This window comes from Arcobacter sp. CECT 8989 (genome assembly GCF_004116715.1).
Taxonomy (GTDB): domain Bacteria; phylum Campylobacterota; class Campylobacteria; order Campylobacterales; family Arcobacteraceae; genus Halarcobacter.
Window position 1 is genome coordinate 169,245 of the sequence record NZ_PDKE01000004.1, and the last position, 19,571, is coordinate 188,815.

Genomic DNA, 19,571 nt, shown 5'->3' on the forward strand with positions numbered 1-19,571 from the left:
AAAGAAGAAAAAAGTATGAATCTGCTAAAATACTAAACTAAAAATTAATAAGGAATATCATTGAAACAATATTTACAACTTTTACAACATATTTTAGATAATGGTATTAAAAAAGAAGATAGAACAGGTACAGGAACTACTTCTGTTTTTGGTTATCAAATGAGATTTGATTTAAATGAAGGTTTTCCCCTTGTAACTACAAAAAAGACTCACTTAAAAGCTATTATTTCTGAGCTTCTTTGGTTTATAGAAGGAAGTACAGATGAAAGAAGACTTGCTGAGATTCATTATGGTGACAAAGCTTCAAACTTAATTGGTAAAAAAACAGTTTGGACTGCAAACGCAGATGCTCAAGGAAAAGATTTAGGTTATATAAATACAGATACTATAAAAGAGCTTGGTCCTGTATATGGGAGCCAATGGAGATCTTGGATAGGAGCTGATGGAAAACCACATGACCAGTTAGCAACTGTTATTAATCAAATTAAAAACAATCCAGATAGTAGAAGAATTATTTTAAATGCTTGGAATGTAGCAGAGATAGAAAATATGGCATTACCTCCTTGTCATACTTTTTTCCAGTTTTATGTAGCAGATGGAAAACTATCTTGTCAACTATACCAAAGAAGTGCAGATGTGTTTTTAGGAGTACCTTTTAATATAGCTTCTTATGCATTACTTACGATGATGATTGCACAAGTTTGTGATTTAGAAGTTGGAGATTTTGTACATACTTTTGGTGATGCACATATCTATTCAAATCATATGGAACAAGTTAATTTACAACTTAGTCGTACTCCACATAAAAAACCAACTATGAAAATCAATCCTGACATTAAAGATATAAATGATTTTAAAATGGAAGATTTTGAATTAGTTGATTATGTATGTGATGAACCAATTAAAGCACAAATGGCTGTATAAAGGAAGGGCAAACAAATGAAAATTTCAATGATAGTAGCCTATGGAAAAAACTGGGAAATAGGTTTAAACAATCAAATGTTATGGCATATAAGTGAAGATTTTAAAAACTTTAAAGCCATAACTTCAGGTCACCATATTTTAATGGGAAGAAAAACTTTTGAATCAATTGGAAAACCCCTTCCAAATAGAACTTCACTTGTATTAAGTAGAGGTGAGTTTGAACAAGAGGGTGTTTACACTTTTAATGATGTTCAAAAAGCTTTAGATTTTGCAAGGGCAAATGGTGAAGAAGAACTGTTTGTAATTGGTGGAGCAAATATCTATGAAACTATGTTTGACTACGTTGATAAAATGTATTTAAGTGAAGTTGATTTTGATGGTGAAGCTGACGCTTTTCTAAAAGAGATTGATTTCTCTTCTTGGGATTTAGTAGAACAAAAAGAGTATGAAGAGATAAAAGAGGGTGATAAAGTTAAATCACCAGCTTGGAAATTTAAAGTTTGGGTTAAAAAAGATTAAGTAAATGCTTAAAAAAATAACCGCTCTTTTTCCTATTTGGGCAATTGTTTTTTCAATAATTGCCTACTTACAGCCTAGTATAGTAGTTGACTTTAAATCTTGGATTATCCCTTTACTTATTTTGATAATGTTCTGTATGGGAATTACTTTAAAAGTAGATGATTTTAAAAGGGTTTTGAAAAAACCTAAAATCATAGCTTTAACTGTTGCTTTACAGTTTTTGATTATGCCCCTTGCTGCTTTTGTTATCTCAAAACTTTTTAATCTTTCAGATGAACTACTTGTTGGTATGGTTTTAGTTGGTGCTGTTTCAGGTGGAACTGCTTCAAATGTAATTGCATATTTAGCGAAAGCTGATGTTGCTTTATCTATTACTATGACTATTGTTTCAACACTTTTATCTATACTTATTACACCATACTTAACACTACTTTATGTAGGACAAACAGTTCCTGTTCCTGCTTTTAGTATGTTATTGAGTATTTTAAAAATCGTATTTGTCCCAGTTGTGGTTGGGATTATTTTAAATCACTTCTTCCATAAGTATATAGAAAAGAGACATGATTTATTTGCATTTTTCTCTATAGTTTCTATTGTATTTATAATTGGAATAATAATAGGACTTAACCAAAGTAAAATAGCAACTATTGCATTACCTTTAATGCTTGCAATTATGCTTCATAATTTCTCTGGACTTTTATCAGGATATTATATTTCTAAACTTTTTGGTTACAGCAAAAAAGAGTGTAAAACTGTAGCTATTGAAGTTGGTATGCAAAACTCAGGTTTAGCCGTTGTCTTATCGATGAAGTATTTTACTGCTTTAAGTGCTTTACCAGGAGCTATCTTTAGTATTTGGCATAATATTTCTGGTTCGATTATTGCTGGATATTGGTCAAAAGAAGATGAACACTAAAGCTTATAAAAGCTCTAGTGTTTCGGCTAATTTACTTGCAACTTTTTTATAGTTTCTTATTTCTAAAAGTCTAGTTTGACCCTTTTTACCAATATTTTCAACCTCTTCTTTTGATAAGTCAATTATCTCTTCAAGTCTAGTTTTTATAGAGTATTTATCAAACTTACAGAACCAAGCATCATAATCATCTGTAAATAGAGTATAGTTGTTTGCATTATTTGTCATAAGACATGGAATTGCTGTTGAATAGTAATCCATAATCTTAATAGGTGTAGAAGTACTAAATAGTGGAATATCAGGCAAAACACAAATTCCAACATCTGCTTCTGAAATATATTTTAATAACTCTTCTTTTGTTTTTGCATTTACAATATTTATTTTGTTTTCCAAAGTAGGAAAAGAGCTTATTATAGCTTTTGCATTTTCAGGGTTTTTTGTTGAGATTGTTAGTTTCCATGAAGAACTTTTTACACTATCAAAGGCATTTATAACCGTCTCAAAATCCCTTAGTTTGTCGATTGTTCCTGCGTAGAAAAATCTTTTTTCATTTGATTGATGTTGTTTGTTCTCTTTTAGTTCATCTGGGTCTAAACAAGGAGGACAGATAAAAGTCTTTACTTTTACTGCTTCATAATATTCTTCTTTCATCAAATCAGAAGAAGGCAAGAATATATCACATTGATTTATATATTTTGTTTCAGAAAAGCTGTTAATGGTAGTATTTAGATATTTTAAAAAGCTAGATTTATTGTTTGCTTTATCAACTTCCATTTTCTCAACATCTTTTGGAAATGAGAGTCTATATCCAACTTTATAGTTGTAGGTTTTACTTTGTTGTAAAACTGCTTTTAAAATATCCGCATTATTTCTAACTATAATATAGTCATATTCACTTGGACTAATACCTGCATTTTCAAACAAATTTAAGATTTTTGTCTCTTCTTGTTTTGGTAAAACAAAACGTCTATCATCTTTTTTTTCTAGTTCAGTTTTAAATTCACTGAAGTAAACTATATCAGTATGGATATAATTATTTAAATGTTTTTCAAACAAAGGGCCAATAAAACTGTGGTCAGTGTACTCATCTTGGTCTGTAATATAAAGAAGCCTATTCATAACTACTCCTTGCTAGAAAATTGTAACATTCTATCATAAACAAGTAGCATTAAAGAAGCACTAATATTATTTTTTTAAATAACTAGTTTAATGGGAGTTTAATTTAAATTTTAAGTATTTGTTTTTTTAATGTAAAACAGTTAATTGTACTAAAATTATACATTAATTTTTATTTAATTGGTATTATTATAATATAATAGCTTGAATCTAAAAAAAGAGAGATAATGGGTAATAGTAGTAACATTATTAATATGAATAAAATTAATAAATTTTATGACGACTTTCATGTTTTAAAAAATATTAATTTTTATGTAAAGAAGGGTGAAATTGTTGTTGTTTGTGGACCATCAGGTTCTGGTAAATCAACACTAATTAGATGTATCAATGGACTAGAAGACATCGATGAAGGTGAAATCATAGTTGATGATATCGACATTCATAAAAGTAAAAAGAACCTACAAGAGATTAGAGGTGAAGTTGGAATGGTTTTTCAGCACTTTAATCTATTTCCTCATTTAACTATTTTAGAAAATATTACACTAGCTCCATCTTTAGTTAAAAATGTAAATAAAGATGAAGCAAAAAAGATTGCTTTAGAACTACTTGATAAAGTAAAACTAAAAGATAAAGCTAACTCATATCCTGCTGATTTAAGTGGTGGACAAAAACAAAGAGTTGCCATAGCAAGAAGTTTAGCAATGAAACCAAAAGTTATACTTTTTGATGAGCCTACATCAGCTCTTGACCCAGAAACAATTGGTGATGTACTTGCAGTTATGAAAGATTTAGCAAAAGAGAACTTTACTTTAGTTTGTGTTACTCATGAGATGGGTTTTGCAAAAGAAGTAGGGGATAGAATTGTATTTATGGACCAGGGAGTTATCGTTGAAGAGAATACTCCAGAAGAGTTTTTTGCACACCCAAAAAGTGATAGAGCAAAGAAATTCTTAAAAGAGATATTAACACATTAATAAGGAGAGAGAGTGAAGAAATTAGTATTAGCTTTAATGGTATTTGCAACTATGAACTTACTTGCAGATGACATTAATCTTTGGAAGAAGTCTACGTTAAATGAGATTGTTAAAAGAGGGGAATTAAGAGCTTGTTTAGACCCAGGGTATATGCCTTTTGAAATGAAAGACAAAAGAGGTAGAATCATTGGTTATGATATTGATTTTGGTAAAAAAATGGCAAAAGAAATGGGTGTGAAATTTGTACCTGTATCAACTGCATGGGATGGAATTATTGCATCACTTTTAACAGGAAAATGTGATATTATCATGTCTGCAATGACTATTACTCAACAAAGAAACTTAAAAATTAACTTTGCTGACCCATATGTTGTAATTGGACAAACTGTTTTAATTGACAAAAAATTACAAGGTAAAATTACTGATGCTAAACAATTAGACAAAAAAGGTTATACGATAGTTACTAAACTTGGTGTAACTGGTGAAATCGTTGCAAAGAAATTCTTCAAAAATGCAAAAGTTGTTACTTTTGAAACAGAAGCAGATGCAGCAGCAGAAGTATTAAATGGAAAAGCAGATGCATTTATCTATGATCAACCATATAATATTCTATTTATGTCTGATAAAGGTAAAGGTAAATTAGTACATTTAGATACTCCATTAACTTATGAGCCATTAGGGTGGGCTATTAGAAAAGGTGACCCTGATTTCCTTAACTGGTTAAACAACTTCTTAAGACAAGCAAAAGAAGACAAACTTGTTGATTTCCATGGAAAATTAAATAAGAAATGGTTACAAGATACAGATTGGTTAAAAAGAGTTCAATAATATATGAGTAAAAAACATCAATCTTGGGCACAAAATAAAAATCTAGGGCATTTAATTGCTCTAGCTTTTTATATAGCAGTTGGATATTTCTTTTATCTAGCAGCAGCAAACATGAACTATGTTTGGAAATGGAACTCTATCCCTAAATACTTTGTTTATGAGCAAAGTGTAAATATTGAAGCTCCTATAGATGGAAAACTAGTATTAAAAGATGAAAACTATTTTATTGAAGGAACTGATACAGTTCAGTTAGAAAATTTAGATAGTAGTTTTTTATTAGAGTATAAAGTAGGAGAATATGTATATCAGTTTGATATTGTTGCATCAAAAAGTGAAACTAAAATTGGTCCTGTATTAGAAGGACTTTGGGTAACACTTAAGATATCATTCTTTGCCGCAATTCTTACTTTTATAATAGGTATTATAGTTGCACTTATGAAACTATCTACTTATCAGTTCTTAAAAGATATTGCGACGGTTTATATTACACTAGTTAGGGGAACTCCTTTACTTGTGCAAATCTTCTTATTCTATTTTATAGTTGCAAATATTTTTGAGCTTGATAGATTTATTGCTGGTGTATTAGCCCTTGGGATTTTCTTTGGTGCTTATATGGCAGAGGTTTTAAGAGGTGCTATTCAATCTATTGATAAAGGACAACTTGAAGCTGCTAGTTCATTAGGTATTTCTAAAACTCAGGCTATGAGATATATTATTTTACCTCAAGCATTTAAAAGAGCTTTACCAACATTAGTTGGTGAAATGATTGCTTTAGTTAAAGATTCATCTTTAGTTTCTGTAATTGCAATTACAGATTTAACTAAAGTAGGTAAAGAAATTGTTGCAAATACTTTCTCTCCCTTTGAGACTTGGATTGTGGTTGCTTTAGTTTATCTAAGTATTACTTCTTTATTAAGTTTCATAGGACATAGATTAGAGAAAAAAATGGCTTTAAAAGGCGGAATGAGTTAACTTGGAAATATTATCTAATTTTATCCAACAAACTATTACTATCTTTGCTATTATGGACCCAATAGGGATTAGTGCATTAGCACTATCTTTATTGAGTCCAAATATTACAAAAACACAAATATCTACAATTGCTAGAAAATCTACATTTACTATTATTATCGCATTTTTTGTAGTTTTAATTACAGGTGATGCTATCTTAAAGATTTTTGGTATTGGTGAAAATTCACTTAAGGTTATGGGTGGAATTATTCTACTTATGATGGCAATTTCAATGGTAAATGGTAGTGCAAAAGAGGGTAAAAAAGATGATGACAAAAGTGACGAAGAACTTTCTGTTATTCCAATAGGTATTCCTATTGCTTTTGGGGCTGGATTATTTACTACTATTATTATTTTTAAGCATGATGCTGAAACATTTGTTGATTTAGTATCTATTACTCTTGCGTTTTGTATAAATGCATTTTTATTTTATCTGATATTAAAAAACTCAATTTATATTAGAAAATTCTTTGGTGCTACAGGACAAAATGTAGTTACTAAACTTATGGGATTGATTGTTGGAGCTATTGCAGTACAATTTATAATCTCAGGAATTGTTAGCCTAACTAAACTCTATTTATAATGTTTTTAGATGTCTTCTTAAAAGGTTTTATTGTAACAATATCTTTGATTGTTGCAATAGGAGCTCAAAATGCATATATTTTAAAACTTGGGCTTTTAAAACAACATGTTGGAAAAGCTGTACTATTTTGTATTCTTTCAGATATTTTACTTATTTCATCAGGGGTATTAGGTTTAGGCTTTTTTATAAAAGATAATCAAATTCTTATAAACTCTATTGCAATTTTTGGAATCATATTTTTATGTTATTACTCTTTTTTATCTTTTAAATCTGCACTTAAAAATGAGAGTTTAAAAATTGACGATGAAGTAAAAACAAATCCTTTAAAACAAGTATTAACTTTACTATTTATTTTTACATATTTAAATCCACATACTTATCTTGATACTATTTTATTAATAGGTGGAATTGGAGCAAATATTGAAGACAATCTAAAACTATATTTTCTACTAGGTTCTTTATTAGCTTCATCTTTTTGGTTTTCTACTTTAGGTTTTGGTGCAAGATTTTTAATTCCATTATTTAAAAAGCCAATTACATGGAAAATATTAGATATTTCAATTGGTCTATTTATGTTATTTATCGCATATTCATTGATAGATATAATTAAATAAAATATATTTTAAGGTTAGATTAAAGCCATCAACTAAAATTATTTTAAATAATAAAACTTAATATAAGAAATTATAATTTAAGTCACCTGATAAAAATACTCCCTAAGTAATTGTTTTTGAAAGGTTCTCTAAAAATTATTTAAAAAGTGGGTCTTAACTATGAATGTAACAGTTGCCTTTTTAGAAACATCTAAACAGTTAGAAAACTTCAACTTTTCAAATAAAAACAAATACTTAATTTTATGTACTCAAAATAGTAAACTTGATTTAGAAAAACTCAATAGTTTAAATATAGAATATTATGGTGCAATCTTTCCTAAACTAATATTTAAAAATAAAATATTTGAAGATGGTTATTTGATTTGTATTTTGAAAAACAATGTTCATATTGAGTTTATTGAAGATATGAATACCCATGAGTTTGATAACTCAACACTAAGTAATTATAATACTTTGATTACGATTATTGATGGACTATCAGATTATAATACAGCTTTCTTAGAAAATATGTATGAACATACAAATATCAATTCAACTATTATTGGTGGTGGAGCTGGAACATTTGAAGAGAATAAAAAACATCTTTTTAACAATAATGGCTTTTATTCAAACTCTTCTATTATAGTGATGATTGATAATATTATAGATATTGGTGTAAGTGGAGGGTGGCAAGTTTTAGATGGACCTTTTGTTGTTACATCATCTAAAGGAAAACTTCTTAAAGAGTTGGATTATAAAAGTGCTTTTGAATTGTACAAAGCTGCAATAGAAAAAGACCTTGGCAAGAAGGTTGAAGTAAAAGATTTTTATAGTTTAATGAAAGATTATCCTCTTGGAATAGTAAAAAATGATGAGAAATATATATTAAGAGACCCAATCTCTTTTCAAAAAGATTTTTTACATTTAGCAGGAGATATTGAAAACAATAGTGTAATCAATATCTTAAAAGCAAAAGAGAGTGATCTTTTAGAGTCAACAGCAAGTACAAGAAATCAAGTACTACAAAAAGGTGCTAAACACTTAATGATATTTGAGTGTGTATCAAGACTAGAATACTTAACTGTAAATAGCTACTCTAAACAATTAAGAGAGCTAAACAAGTGTGAGTCAATAAAAAGTGTCTTTGGTGTGATTAGTATAGGAGAAGTAGCAAACTCTGGTGAAAAATATATTGACTTACTAAATAAAAGTTGTGTAATAGGTGGAATATGTCATTAACAAAACTGTCTGTATCTTATAAGTGTGTAAACTCTATAGGAAATAGTTTAAATCTTGAAGAGATGATGGAAGAGTTCTTAAGAACTTTTATTAAAGAAACAGGTGCGATAAGTGGTTCTTTTTTTGTAAATAGAAGTTTAGATTTATGTGAAGAAGTTGCCTCATTAGGAAAGAAGAATCTTTTTAATATAGAAAGTATTAAAAAAAGACTAGAAGATGAGACTCTTATTTTAGAAGAAGTGGATAAGAGTATAAAACTATTAGCATATAAGGTAAAAAAAGGCTGTTTGATTTTTCTTTATTCTTGTGAGAATGATTTTGATTTTATTACTTCTATTTTAGAGAGTCTAAAAAACAAAATAGAGATAAATATTGACTCATGTTTAAATGTTGAAAATCTAAAAGAGCAAATAGAAGAAGCTACAAAAGAGAACTTAGAAAAAGAGAGACAACTATTTGAACAACTAAAAATGTCACAAATGGGTGAACTAATAGGAAATATTGCCCATCAATGGAGACAACCATTAAATATCATCTCAACTGCAACAAGTGGAATGCAAATCAAAAAAGAGCTAGATATACTTACTGATGAAGATTTTAAAGAGTACACAAAAAGTATTTTAGAAAACTCAAGTTATCTGTCTGGAACAATAGATGAGTTCAGAGACTATATAAAAGATAGTAATAAAGAAAAAGAGATAATCGTACAAGATAGATTAAAAATGGCAACTGAGATGTTAAGGTCATCTTTTAGTTTAGAAAGTATAAATATCATAGAAGAGTTTGTAGAAGAAGAGAAACTACACTTTAAACTTGTATTAGGTGATTTACTACAAGTACTAATTACTATTTTTAACAATGCAAAAGAAGCCTTAGTAGAAAAAGATGATTTAGAATACAAATGGATAAAGTACAGTTTACGAAAAACAGACTATACGATAAAGATAACAATAGAAGATAACGCAGGTGGAGTAAATGAAAAGATAAAAGATAAAATCTTTAATCCATACTTTACTACAAAACATCAAGCAAGGGGAACAGGGATTGGTCTTTACTCTGCATATGGTATAATCGTAAATAAACTAGATGGTAAGCTGTATTTAAAAAACACTGAATTTGGAGCGAAATTTTATATAGAGTTACCACTAAATGTAAATTATATTATATAAAGGTAATCCTATCTTACAAAATTCTGTAGAGACAATTGGCTATTTTAATGCCATCTTAGACCCATACAATGGAATAACTATTAATAAAGAAAACCTTCCTGATACTAAAGAAGAGTTTGAATTAAATCTTGATTTACTAATAGATGAAGTTAAATCAAGAAGAAATCTTATTTGGATGTATATAGATATAAAAGATTCGCAGTTTATTCCTCTTGCTACACAAAGAGGTTTTTTCTTTCACTCTTGTGATGAAGATTATGTATTAGTAGTAAAAAGATTAAAAGAGAATGCAATAGTTCCAACACCTGCAAATCATACTTTAGGAGTAGGGGCAGTTGTAATAAATGAAAACAATGAAATACTTGTAATAAAAGAAAAAATATCAACTGTAGGATATAAACTACCAGGTGGACATGTAGATAACGCAGAGATGATTTCTAATGCACTTGCAAGGGAAGTTTATGAAGAAACAGGGATAAGAGTAGAGTTTGAGTCAGTTGTGTCTTTAGGGCACTTCTATCCTCACCAATTTCATAAATCAAATCTTTATGTACTGTGTTTAGCAAAACCTCTTACCCATGAAATAAATATTTTTGATACAGATGAGGTAATAGATGCTAAATGGGTAGATTTAAATGAGTATCTAAATGATGAGAATGTATTAACTTACTCAAAAGCGATAGTAAATGCTGCATTAAGTACTAAAGGTTTTAAAATAGATAATGAACCTCTTAGTCATATAAAAAAAGAAATGGAATTATTCTTTCCTTTAGGAAAACAGAGTATAATCCAAAAAAAATAAATTATAATAAAGGAAATTAAAAATGAAAGAAATTATCTCAACACCAAATGCACCTTCAGCAATTGGACCATATAACCAAGGAACATCTTTTGGAGACTTAGTATTTTTATCTGGACAAATTCCATTAGACCCAGAAACTATGGAACTAGTTGGAGGAGATGATGTACAAGCTCAAACAAAACAAGTAATGGAAAACTTAAAATCAGTATTAGAAGAAGCAAACTCATCTTTTGATAATGTACTTAAAACAACTTGTTATTTATCAGATATGGATAACTTTGTAGCTTTCAATGAAATCTATGCACAATACTTTAAAGCTGAAACAGCTCCTGCAAGAGCTACAGTTGCAGTTAGAACTTTACCTAAAAATGTATTAGTTGAGGTAGATGTAATAGCTCATAAAAACTAGAAGATTTTCTTCTAGTTTTTTAAACTTAGACTCACTCTTTGTTTCTCTAAATCAACACTTAGAACTTTTACTTTTTCTAAATTCTGATTGATACTTAAAACCTCACTTGGATGAGAGATTCTTTTATTTGATATTTGTGAGATATGAAGTAGGGCATCATTTTTTAATCCCACATCAATAAAAGCTCCAAAGTCAGTTATGTTTCTAACTATTCCAGATAAAACAAAACCTTCTTTTAAATCCTCAATTGAACTTACATCACTAGCAAATCTTACTTGATTGAAGTTTTCTCTAATATCAAACCCTGGTTTTTTTAGTTCTTCAATTATATCTTTTAGTTTTAGTAAAGAAGAGCCAAGTTCATTTGCTATAGTTTGTATTTGTGAATCTTTTATATCTTCTATCTTATAGTTTTTTTGCAAGTTTTTTGTTACTTCATAATCTTCTGGGTGAATAGCAGTATTATCTAAAATAGATTTGCCATCTTTTATTCTTAAGAAACCAACTGCTTGTTCATAAGCTTTTGCTCCTATTCCTTTTACTTTTAGAAGTTCTTCTTTTGAAGTAAATTTTCCTATCTTTTCTCTATGTTCTACAATATTTAATGCTAATTTTTCAGTAATACCAGAAACAAAAGATAGTAGTTTATATGAAGCTGAGTTTAAATCAACACCTACTTTATTTACTAAGTCAATTGTTGTGTTTTCTAATTTTTGTGCTAACTCTTTTTGATTTACATCGTGTTGATATTGTCCAATACCAAGTGATTTAGGGTCTATTTTTACTAAGGCTGCCATTGGGTCACGAAGTCTAGCTGCAATAGAAATAGCACCTCTAATAGTTACATCAAGATCAGGGTACTCTTTTTGTGCGATTTTAGAAGCAGAATAAACACTTGCACCTATTTCACTAACAATTGCATAATTTATATTATAGTCTACATCAAGATTTTTCTCTTTGATTAAAGTTGCTATAAAATCAGCAGTTTCCCTTGAAGCAGTTCCATTTCCAATAGCTATTGCTGTGATATTATATTTTTCAATTAAAGAGCAAACTACTTTAGAAGAGTTTGCGAAGTCCTCTTTTGGTTTTGTAGGATAAATCACATTTGAGTCAAGGTATAAACCATCTTCATCTATAACAGCTAATTTACAACCAGTTTTATACCCAGGGTCAACTCCTAAAATAACTTGATTTACTAATGGAGCTGTTTGAAGTAACTCTTTTAAGTTTTTACCAAAAAGCTCAATAGCTTCGCTACTTGCTTTTTCTTTTAAAGTTGTAAGAGCCTCTCTTTTTAAACTAGGAAGTAAAAGTCTTTTTAGTCCATCTTTATAGGCATCAAAGACTATCTCTTTTGAAGTATTTGCCCAAGAAGGGATTTTATATTTTTTAATATTCTCTAAAATATGTTTTTCATCAATATTTACTTTTATAGCTAGTTGTTTTTCATTTACAGCTCTTAATATTGCTAAAGTTCTGTGAGATTTGATATATTTTATTTTCTCTTCTTTTTGAATAAAGCTTGAATAAAGACCATCTTTTTGAAACTCTTCACCTTCTTTTATCTCTATAGTTCCCCAGTTTGAGATTAGCTTTCTTATTATCTCTTTTGATTTAAAATCATCGGCATATCTTTGAGCTATAATATCTTTTGCACCAGTTATAGCATCTTCACAAGATGTAACTTCTTTATTTAAAAACTGTTTTGCTTTTTGTGAAACTTCTTCTTTAGTATATTTTAGACTTTGAATAATATTTGCTAATGGTTCTAAACCATTCTCTATAGCCTTACTTGTTCTTGAAGATTTTTTATCTTTAAAAGGTGTATAGATATCTTCTACTGCTTGTAGAGTTGTTGCTTCACTTAACTGTGATAAAACTTTGTCATTTAAAAAGTTCTTCTCTTTTAAAATAGAGATTATCTCTTCTTTTCGTGAGAGTAGTTTTTGCGAGTAAGAATAAACTTCTTCAAAAGCTCTTAGTGCCTCATCACTTGCATTGTTTGTTAAATCTTTTCTATACCTTGCAATAAAGGGAATAGTACAGCCTTCATTTAAAAGATTGATAATATTTTCTATAACTTTAGATGGAAGTTGCGTTTTCTCTTGTAGTAAGTTTAATAAATCGTTAGTCAAGAACTATTTCCTTCTCATCACTTCTTGTATTTTCAAGTGGTTTATTGTTTTGTGCTCGTACAGTATACACAAAAGATATTTTTGCACTATCAGTTGCATTTTTACTTGCATGGTGTAGTGTTTTACAGTGAAATAGTACAATATCACCTTTTTCTAGGTTTTGGTGAGTTCTTTTCTCTATGATTTTTTGGTTTTCTTCATTTTCATCAATAAAATTATCTACTTCATCAAAAGAAGACTTATCAAACTTGATTTTATGTGTTCCTGGAATAAACTCTAAAAGACCATTTTCTAAAAACTCATCTCCTAAACTTAACCAAACTGATACTAAATCATCATTTTCAAAATGCCAATATCTTCTATCTTGGTGCCAATAAGTTCTTGTACTTTCATGGGGAAGTTTAGTCATGATTGAGTTGTGGTGAGCTAAAGTTAAAACAGGAGTATCATTTAATACTTGTTTTAAAATTGGTCTTATCTCTTTATTTGTCATCCACTCTTGAAATACTTCTTCTCTATCATATACTTGTCTTAATCTTCTAACTGTGATTTTATCTTCTTCAAGGCTCATATACTCTTGTTCTGTTTCTATTGGAGCTTGTTTTTTTGTAAGATGTTCTTTCGCTTTTTCTAAAATTTTATCGCATAATTCATTGTCAGCAAAATTTTTTATTATTAAAAATCCGTCACGATTAAATTGCTCTAATTGTTCTTTTGATAATTCCATTGATAGCTTTCTTATAAATTTTTCGTATTATACATCAAAATCGATTTCTATTTTATTATCTAAATGTTTACTATAATAAAATCTTATATTAATATTATAATTTTTTATTATCTATTAAGCCATTAAGTTTTATACTTAGCTTCTCTAGATTTAGAGAAAAATTATTTAGGAGAAATGATGAAAAAACTAGTTTTATTAGTAGGAATTTGTTTATCATTACTTGTAACAAACTCTTTTGCAAGTGATAAAAAAGGATTAAATGTTGTTTTAACTGCTTCAGATGCACAAACTCAACAAATGGCAATGGTTTTATCTATGATGACTTTAAAGCAAGGGAAAGAAGTAAATATGACTCTTTGTTCAAGTGCAGGGGATTTAGCTGTTAAGGGTATGAAAAGTGAAATTTTAAAGCCTATGAATAAAAGTCCAAAAATGATGATGAAAGCTATTATGAAAAAAGGTGCGAAAGTAGAAGTTTGTCCTTTATATTTACCAAATGCAGGTAAAGATGAATCTGTATTAATAAAAGGAATCACTGTTGCAAAACCACCAAAAGTTGCAGCACAACTTTTAAATGATGATTTTACAACATTAAGTTACTAAGACTTAAATATTTTATGGGTGAACAGCCTTTAGGGCTTCACCTATAGAAGTAATAGTTCTAACAGTAGTAACACCAGCTCTTTCTAAAGCTGCATATTTCTCATCTGCTGTTCCTTTACTTCCATCAATAATTGCTCCTGCATGTCCCATTCTTTTACCCTTTGGAGCTGTAACTCCTGCGATATAAGAAACAACAGGCTTTGTAATATTTGATTTGATAAATTCAGCAGCAGCTTCTTCTTTAGCTCCACCAATTTCACCAATCATTACAATTGCTTTTGTCTCTGGGTCATTTTCAAATCTTTGTAAGATATCAATAAAGTCACTTCCTGGAACAGGGTCTCCACCAATACCTACACAAGTACTTTGACCAAATCCAGCGTTTGTAGATTGATTAACTGCTTCATATGTTAAAGTACCAGATCTTGATACAATTCCAACACTTCCTGGTTTGTGAATTGCTTCTGGCATAATTCCCATTTTACATTGACCTGGAGTTATAATTCCTGGGCAGTTTGGACCAATAAGAGTTGAACCATTTAAATCAACTGCTGCTTTTACATCAAGCATATCAATTGTTGGAATACCTTCTGTGATACAAACAATTGTTTCAATACCGTTTTCACTTGCTTCAATAATCGCATCTTTACAAAATGGAGCTGGAACATAGATAATAGAAGCATTTGCTCCTGTTAATCTTTTAGCACACTCTACTGTGTTGTAAATTGGTAAGTCTAAGTGAGTTTGCCCTCTTTTACCTGGAACTACACCACTAACTACTGTTGTTCCATATGCAATTGCACGCCCTGTATGGAAACTTGCTTGTGCACCTGTTAGACCTTGAACTAATACTTTCGTATTTTTATCAATTAAAATTGCCATTAGTTAGCCCCTTGTGCTAGTTCAATAATTTTTTGTGCAGCTTTATCTAAGTCTGCTTCTTCATAAATTTCAATTTCAGAGTTTTTGATTAGTTCTAATCCTTCTTTGGCATTAGTTCCTTCAAGTCTTACTACAATAGGTACTGTTATTTCCATTTTTTGAGCAGCAGCTATAATACCTGAAGCTATGATGTCACATCTTACAATACCACCAAAGATATTTACTAAAATACCATCTACTTTTTCATCTGAAAGAATAATTTCAAAGGCTTCAATAACTCTACCTTCATTTACACTTCCACCTACATCTAAGAAGTTTGCAGGATCTCCACCGTGAGTTTTAATTAAATCCATAGTAGCCATTGCAAGACCTGCACCATTTACCATACAACCAATGTTTCCATCTAAGCTTACATAGTTAAGGTCTAGTTTTTCTGCTTTTAATTCTCTAGCATCTTCTTGAGATTCATCTCTAATCTCATTCATTTTAGGCTGTCTGTAAAGAGCTGAGTTATCTACTTGAATCTTTCCATCAAGACATACTAAGTAACCTTGTTTTGTAACAACTAAAGGATTTACTTCTACAAGTGATAAGTCATTTTCGATAAACATTTTATACATTTTTTGCATTAAATCAATCATTTGTGCAGAAAGAGTTCTATCTAGTTTTAAGTCATCACAAATTTGTCTACACTGAGCAGGCATAATTCCCACAACAGGATTAATAGGATTTCTTAAAATTTTTTCAGGTGATTTTTCTGCAACTTCTTCGATTTCCATACCACCTTCACTTGAAGTGATAATCATAATTCTTTGAGTAGTTCTATCAACTGCAAAAGCTAGATATATTTCATCTACAACCTCACATGGCTCTTCAATAAAAATAGAGTTTACTGCTTGACCCTCTTTAGTTGTTTGGTGAGTTACTAGTCTACTTCCAAGTAATCTTCTAACTTCGTCATTTGCTTCTGTTTTTGATTCAGCAACAACAACTCCACCAGCTTTTCCTCTTCCACCTGCGTGAACTTGGGCTTTAATTACCCATCTATCTTCACCAATAGTTCTTAAAATATCATCTAATTGTGAAGGGTGAGTAAGTAGTTTCCCTTTTGTAGTTGGAATATCATATTTTCTGTAAAGGTTTTTTGCTTGATATTCATGAAGATTCATAAAGTTCCTTTTAAAGTGGTTCCACTTTTATTAGGAACCTATTATTTAATCTTATAAAATGTTTTAAAATAAAAACTTATATCAAAACTATGTTGTAATAGTGCTTAAGCTCAATAATATCTAACCAAAAATCAATGCAATTGATAGTATCATATTTTATAAATATAAAGGATTTTTATGGCTTATTATTCATCATTTGGTGCAGCTCAAGGAGTAACAGGTTCTTGTCATCTTCTTGAAATAGGATATTTAAAGATTTTGGTTGATTGTGGACTTTTTCAAGGTAGAGATGAAGAGTTAAATATAGAAGAGTTTCCTTTTGACCCTAGTGAAATAGATTATGTAATTGTTACCCATGCACACTTAGATCATATAGGAAGATTACCATTACTTGTAAAAGAAGGTTTTGCTAAAAAAATCATCTCTACAAAAGTAACTTATGAAATAGCAAAATTGATGCTAGCAAATGCAGCTGGAATTATTCAAGAGAGTAAAAACCCAATTTATGATGAAAATGATGTAGAACCAACTTTAAAATGTTTTGGAACTTTTTTAGAGTATGGTGAGAGCATAAATTTAGCTGATGATATAAAAATCTCTTTTAAAAATGCAGGACATATCTTAGGTTCAGCTAGTTTAAAAATTGAGTATAAAGAAGATGGTATGGATAAGAGTGCTATTTTCTCTGGGGATTTAGGACAACATTCAAGAATAATAACTTCACCTTTGCAAGCTTGGGAAAAAGGTAATTATATATTTTTAGAATCAACTTATGGGGATAGACTTCATGAAGATTTAACTATCTTAATAAATAGTTTTAAAGAGAATATTTTAAATACCATAAAAAAAGGTGGGGTTGTACTGCTTCCTTCTTTTGCTTTAGAAAGAACTCAAGAGATATTATACTTATTAAAGCAGATGAGTGAAGAGGGACTATTATCAAATATTCCTGTTTATTTAGATGCTCCATTAGCAATAAATGTTACTAAGGTATTTAAAAAGTTTCCACACTTAATGAATGATGAAATAAAAGCAGTCTTTGAAGCTGGTCAAGACCCATTTAATTTTAAAGAGTTAATTACTACTTCATTAAAAGAAGAATCAATTGCAATAAATGAAGTTGCAGCTCCTAAGATAATAATTGCAGGTTCTGGGATGTGTGAAGGTGGAAGAATAAAATATCATTTAGTAAGATATTTGCAAAATCCATTAAATAAAGTAATCTTTGTTGGTTTTCAAGTTCCTGGAACTTTAGGAAATAAAATATCTACAATGCACAATAAAACTATTAAAATAGATGACTCTTATATTGATGTAAAAGCAGATATTGAGATTATAAATGGTTTTTCTGCTCATGCAGATCAAAGTGATTTAATTAATTTTGTAAAAAATTTAGAAGATATTTATTGTATTTATTTAATTCATGGTGATGAACAAAAACTGAAAATATTCAAAGAAAAAATAAATGATGAATTAGAAAGTAAAGTGCATATTGTGAAAAAGAAAGAGAGAGTTTATATTTAAAAGAGGAAATCCTCTTTTAAATACTAACGATTATAATACTGGTGATTTAATAACCATCATTTTTTGGTTTTGCATTTCATTCATAGAATCAGGAATTCCACCTAATCCAAGTCCTGAAGTTTTTGCACCACCAAATGGCATCCAGTCAACTCTAAATGCAGTGTGGTCATTTACCATTACAGTAGTACCGTTTAATCTTTTAACTGCTTTTAAAGCTGTATCAATATTTTTAGTAAATACTGCTGCTTGGAATGAAACATCAAGAGAGTTTGCTCTTGCAATTGCTTCATCAATATTTGAGTAAGAGTAAACAATTACTACTGGTCCAAATACTTCTTTAGTAGATACTAAAGCATCATCAGCAGGGTTTAAAATTACTGTTGGCTCATAACAAGAATCAGAGATTCTCTTACCACCAGTTAAAATTTTTCCACCTTTTTCTACTGCTTCATTAACCCACTCTTCAACTCTGTTTACTTCGTTGTTATTAATAAGTGGACCAACTTCAGTTTTAGGGTCTAATTGATCACCTACAACTAATTTAGAAGCATAGTCAGTTAATTTTGAAGCTACTTCATCAACAATTGATTCATGTACATAAACTCTTTGTACTGATACACAAACTTGACCAGCGTGGTAGAAACCACCTTTTCCTAAGTCTGGAATCATAGCATCGATATCTGCATCTGGCTCAACGATAACTGGTGCAACTCCACCATGCTCTAATGCAGCTCTAGTTCCTGGGCTTGACTTAGAGTTTAAGTACCAACCAACAGGTCCTGAACCAATAAATGTAAAGAATGCAGTTTTAGGAGAAGTAACTAATAATTCTCCTCCTTGTCTATCACAAACTACAGCTTGTGCCCAACCATCAGGAAGACCAGCTTCTTTTAGTAATTCTACTAATCTAACTGCTGACATTGGAGTTTGAGTTGCAGGTCTGATAATTACAGGGCATCCAACAGCTAGTGCTGGAATTACTTGGTGAACTGCTAAGTTAAATGGGTGGTTGAATGCTGAAATTGCAGCAACTACACCAATAGGTTCTTTCATTGTATAAGCCATTCTATTTGCACTTGATGCAGTGTGACCCATAGCAATTTCTTGACCTTCTTGAACTGCAAGTTGCTCAATTGCAATTTTTACACCATTGATAGCTCTTTGAATTTCAACTTTAGAGTCCATGTATGGTTTTCCACCTTCAGAAGCACAAAGAATAGTTAATTCTTCTACTTGTGAAGACATGATTTCCATTAGGTTTTCTAAGATTTCAATTCTCTTATACTTTGGAAGCCAGTTATCAACGTCTAAAAATTTCTCATATGCAACGTCGATTGCTTTTTCTACACCTTCTACACTTGTAAAAGGTACAGTTCCAACTACTTTTCCGTCAAATGGTGATGTTACTTCAATTGTACTCATTTATATCCTTTACTTTGGTTTTGTTT

The 19,571-nt window shown here is 29.8% G+C and carries 20 protein-coding genes; 14 read left to right on the forward strand and 6 right to left on the reverse strand.

Annotated features, from left to right (window positions below; genetic code table 11):
* The first annotated feature begins 60 nt into the window (after window positions 1–60).
* The 3 genes from thyA to CRV02_RS05690 are packed head-to-tail and all read left to right on the forward strand — an operon-like array spanning window position 61 to window position 2,359.
* The gene (gene thyA / locus CRV02_RS05680) at window positions 61–924 is read left to right on the forward strand and encodes a thymidylate synthase (RefSeq protein WP_129089513.1); all 864 of its coding nucleotides are present in this window, start codon (window positions 61–63) and stop codon (window positions 922–924) included.
* A 15-nt stretch (window positions 925–939) separates the two neighbouring features.
* Window positions 940–1,443, forward strand: coding sequence for a dihydrofolate reductase (locus CRV02_RS05685; RefSeq protein WP_129089514.1), 504 nt, complete (start codon window positions 940–942; stop codon window positions 1,441–1,443).
* A gap of 4 nt (window positions 1,444–1,447) precedes the next feature.
* Window positions 1,448–2,359, forward strand: coding sequence for a bile acid:sodium symporter family protein (locus CRV02_RS05690; RefSeq protein ID WP_129084643.1), 912 nt, complete (start codon window positions 1,448–1,450; stop codon window positions 2,357–2,359).
* Window positions 2,360–2,362: 3 nt separating this feature from the next.
* On the opposite strand, the gene CRV02_RS05695 is transcribed toward CRV02_RS05690, so the two are convergent.
* Window positions 2,363–3,475 (reverse strand): glycosyltransferase, encoded by a 1,113-nt coding sequence (locus tag CRV02_RS05695; protein ID WP_129089515.1) that lies wholly within the window; start codon window positions 3,473–3,475, stop codon window positions 2,363–2,365.
* A gap of 242 nt (window positions 3,476–3,717) precedes the next feature.
* On the opposite strand from CRV02_RS05695, the gene CRV02_RS05700 reads away from it, so the two are divergent.
* From CRV02_RS05700 to CRV02_RS05740, 9 genes are all read left to right on the forward strand, one after another.
* Window positions 3,718–4,446: an amino acid ABC transporter ATP-binding protein gene (locus tag CRV02_RS05700; protein WP_129089552.1), complete on the forward strand. Its 729-nt coding sequence runs from the start codon at window positions 3,718–3,720 to the stop codon at window positions 4,444–4,446.
* Between the two features lie 12 nt (window positions 4,447–4,458).
* Window positions 4,459–5,274 carry a transporter substrate-binding domain-containing protein gene (locus CRV02_RS05705; RefSeq protein WP_129089516.1) on the forward strand — a complete coding sequence of 272 codons (816 nt, stop codon included), beginning with the start codon at window positions 4,459–4,461 and terminating at the stop codon, window positions 5,272–5,274.
* Window positions 5,275–5,277: 3 nt separating this feature from the next.
* On the forward strand, window positions 5,278–6,246 hold the full coding sequence (locus CRV02_RS05710) for an amino acid ABC transporter permease (protein WP_129089517.1): 969 nt from the start codon (window positions 5,278–5,280) through the stop codon (window positions 6,244–6,246).
* Between the two features lies 1 nt (window position 6,247).
* Window positions 6,248–6,868 carry a MarC family protein gene (locus CRV02_RS05715; protein WP_129084647.1) on the forward strand — a complete coding sequence of 207 codons (621 nt, stop codon included), beginning with the start codon at window positions 6,248–6,250 and terminating at the stop codon, window positions 6,866–6,868.
* Window positions 6,868–7,482 carry a LysE/ArgO family amino acid transporter gene (locus CRV02_RS05720; protein ID WP_129089518.1) on the forward strand — a complete coding sequence of 205 codons (615 nt, stop codon included), beginning with the start codon at window positions 6,868–6,870 and terminating at the stop codon, window positions 7,480–7,482. The genes CRV02_RS05715 and CRV02_RS05720 overlap by 1 nt, the downstream gene beginning before the upstream one ends.
* Window positions 7,483–7,641: 159 nt before the next feature.
* Entirely contained in the window at window positions 7,642–8,700 is a 1,059-nt protein-coding gene (locus tag CRV02_RS05725) for an FIST N-terminal domain-containing protein (RefSeq protein WP_129089519.1), read from the forward strand.
* Entirely contained in the window at window positions 8,691–9,869 is a 1,179-nt protein-coding gene (locus CRV02_RS05730; RefSeq protein WP_129089520.1) for a sensor histidine kinase, read from the forward strand. Before CRV02_RS05725 ends, CRV02_RS05730 begins: the two co-directional genes overlap by 10 nt.
* 52 nt (window positions 9,870–9,921) lie before the next feature.
* On the forward strand, window positions 9,922–10,671 hold the full coding sequence (locus tag CRV02_RS05735) for an NUDIX domain-containing protein (RefSeq protein WP_258239237.1): 750 nt from the start codon (window positions 9,922–9,924) through the stop codon (window positions 10,669–10,671).
* Between the two features lie 22 nt (window positions 10,672–10,693).
* Window positions 10,694–11,080, forward strand: coding sequence for a RidA family protein (locus CRV02_RS05740; RefSeq protein WP_129089522.1), 387 nt, complete (start codon window positions 10,694–10,696; stop codon window positions 11,078–11,080).
* Window positions 11,081–11,091: 11 nt separating this feature from the next.
* Here the strand turns inward: CRV02_RS05740 and CRV02_RS05745 are convergent, their stop codons facing one another.
* Both CRV02_RS05745 and CRV02_RS05750 read right to left on the reverse strand, forming a co-directional pair.
* Window positions 11,092–13,218: a helix-hairpin-helix domain-containing protein gene (locus CRV02_RS05745; protein WP_129089523.1), complete on the reverse strand. Its 2,127-nt coding sequence runs from the start codon at window positions 13,216–13,218 to the stop codon at window positions 11,092–11,094.
* Window positions 13,211–13,945 (reverse strand): phytanoyl-CoA dioxygenase family protein, encoded by a 735-nt coding sequence (locus CRV02_RS05750; RefSeq protein ID WP_129089524.1) that lies wholly within the window; start codon window positions 13,943–13,945, stop codon window positions 13,211–13,213. The genes CRV02_RS05745 and CRV02_RS05750 overlap by 8 nt, the downstream gene beginning before the upstream one ends.
* Before the next feature lie 177 nt (window positions 13,946–14,122).
* Between CRV02_RS05750 and CRV02_RS05755 the strand changes: the two genes are divergently transcribed.
* On the forward strand, window positions 14,123–14,548 hold the full coding sequence (locus CRV02_RS05755) for a hypothetical protein (RefSeq protein WP_129089525.1): 426 nt from the start codon (window positions 14,123–14,125) through the stop codon (window positions 14,546–14,548).
* 12 nt (window positions 14,549–14,560) lie between these two features.
* Here the strand turns inward: CRV02_RS05755 and sucD are convergent, their stop codons facing one another.
* Window positions 14,561–15,430 (reverse strand): succinate--CoA ligase subunit alpha, encoded by an 870-nt coding sequence (gene sucD / locus CRV02_RS05760; RefSeq protein WP_129089526.1) that lies wholly within the window; start codon window positions 15,428–15,430, stop codon window positions 14,561–14,563.
* Window positions 15,430–16,599 carry an ADP-forming succinate--CoA ligase subunit beta gene (gene sucC / locus CRV02_RS05765; RefSeq protein ID WP_129089527.1) on the reverse strand — a complete coding sequence of 390 codons (1,170 nt, stop codon included), beginning with the start codon at window positions 16,597–16,599 and terminating at the stop codon, window positions 15,430–15,432. The genes sucD and sucC overlap by 1 nt, the downstream gene beginning before the upstream one ends.
* A 177-nt stretch (window positions 16,600–16,776) precedes the next feature.
* Between sucC and CRV02_RS05770 the strand changes: the two genes are divergently transcribed.
* Complete coding sequence (locus CRV02_RS05770) at window positions 16,777–18,123, forward strand: MBL fold metallo-hydrolase RNA specificity domain-containing protein (protein WP_129089528.1); 1,347 nt, start codon at window positions 16,777–16,779, stop codon at window positions 18,121–18,123.
* A 30-nt stretch (window positions 18,124–18,153) separates the two neighbouring features.
* Here CRV02_RS05770 and CRV02_RS05775 read toward each other — a convergent pair whose 3' ends face one another.
* On the reverse strand, window positions 18,154–19,545 hold the full coding sequence (locus tag CRV02_RS05775) for an aldehyde dehydrogenase family protein (protein ID WP_129089529.1): 1,392 nt from the start codon (window positions 19,543–19,545) through the stop codon (window positions 18,154–18,156).
* Window positions 19,546–19,571 lie beyond the last annotated feature (26 nt).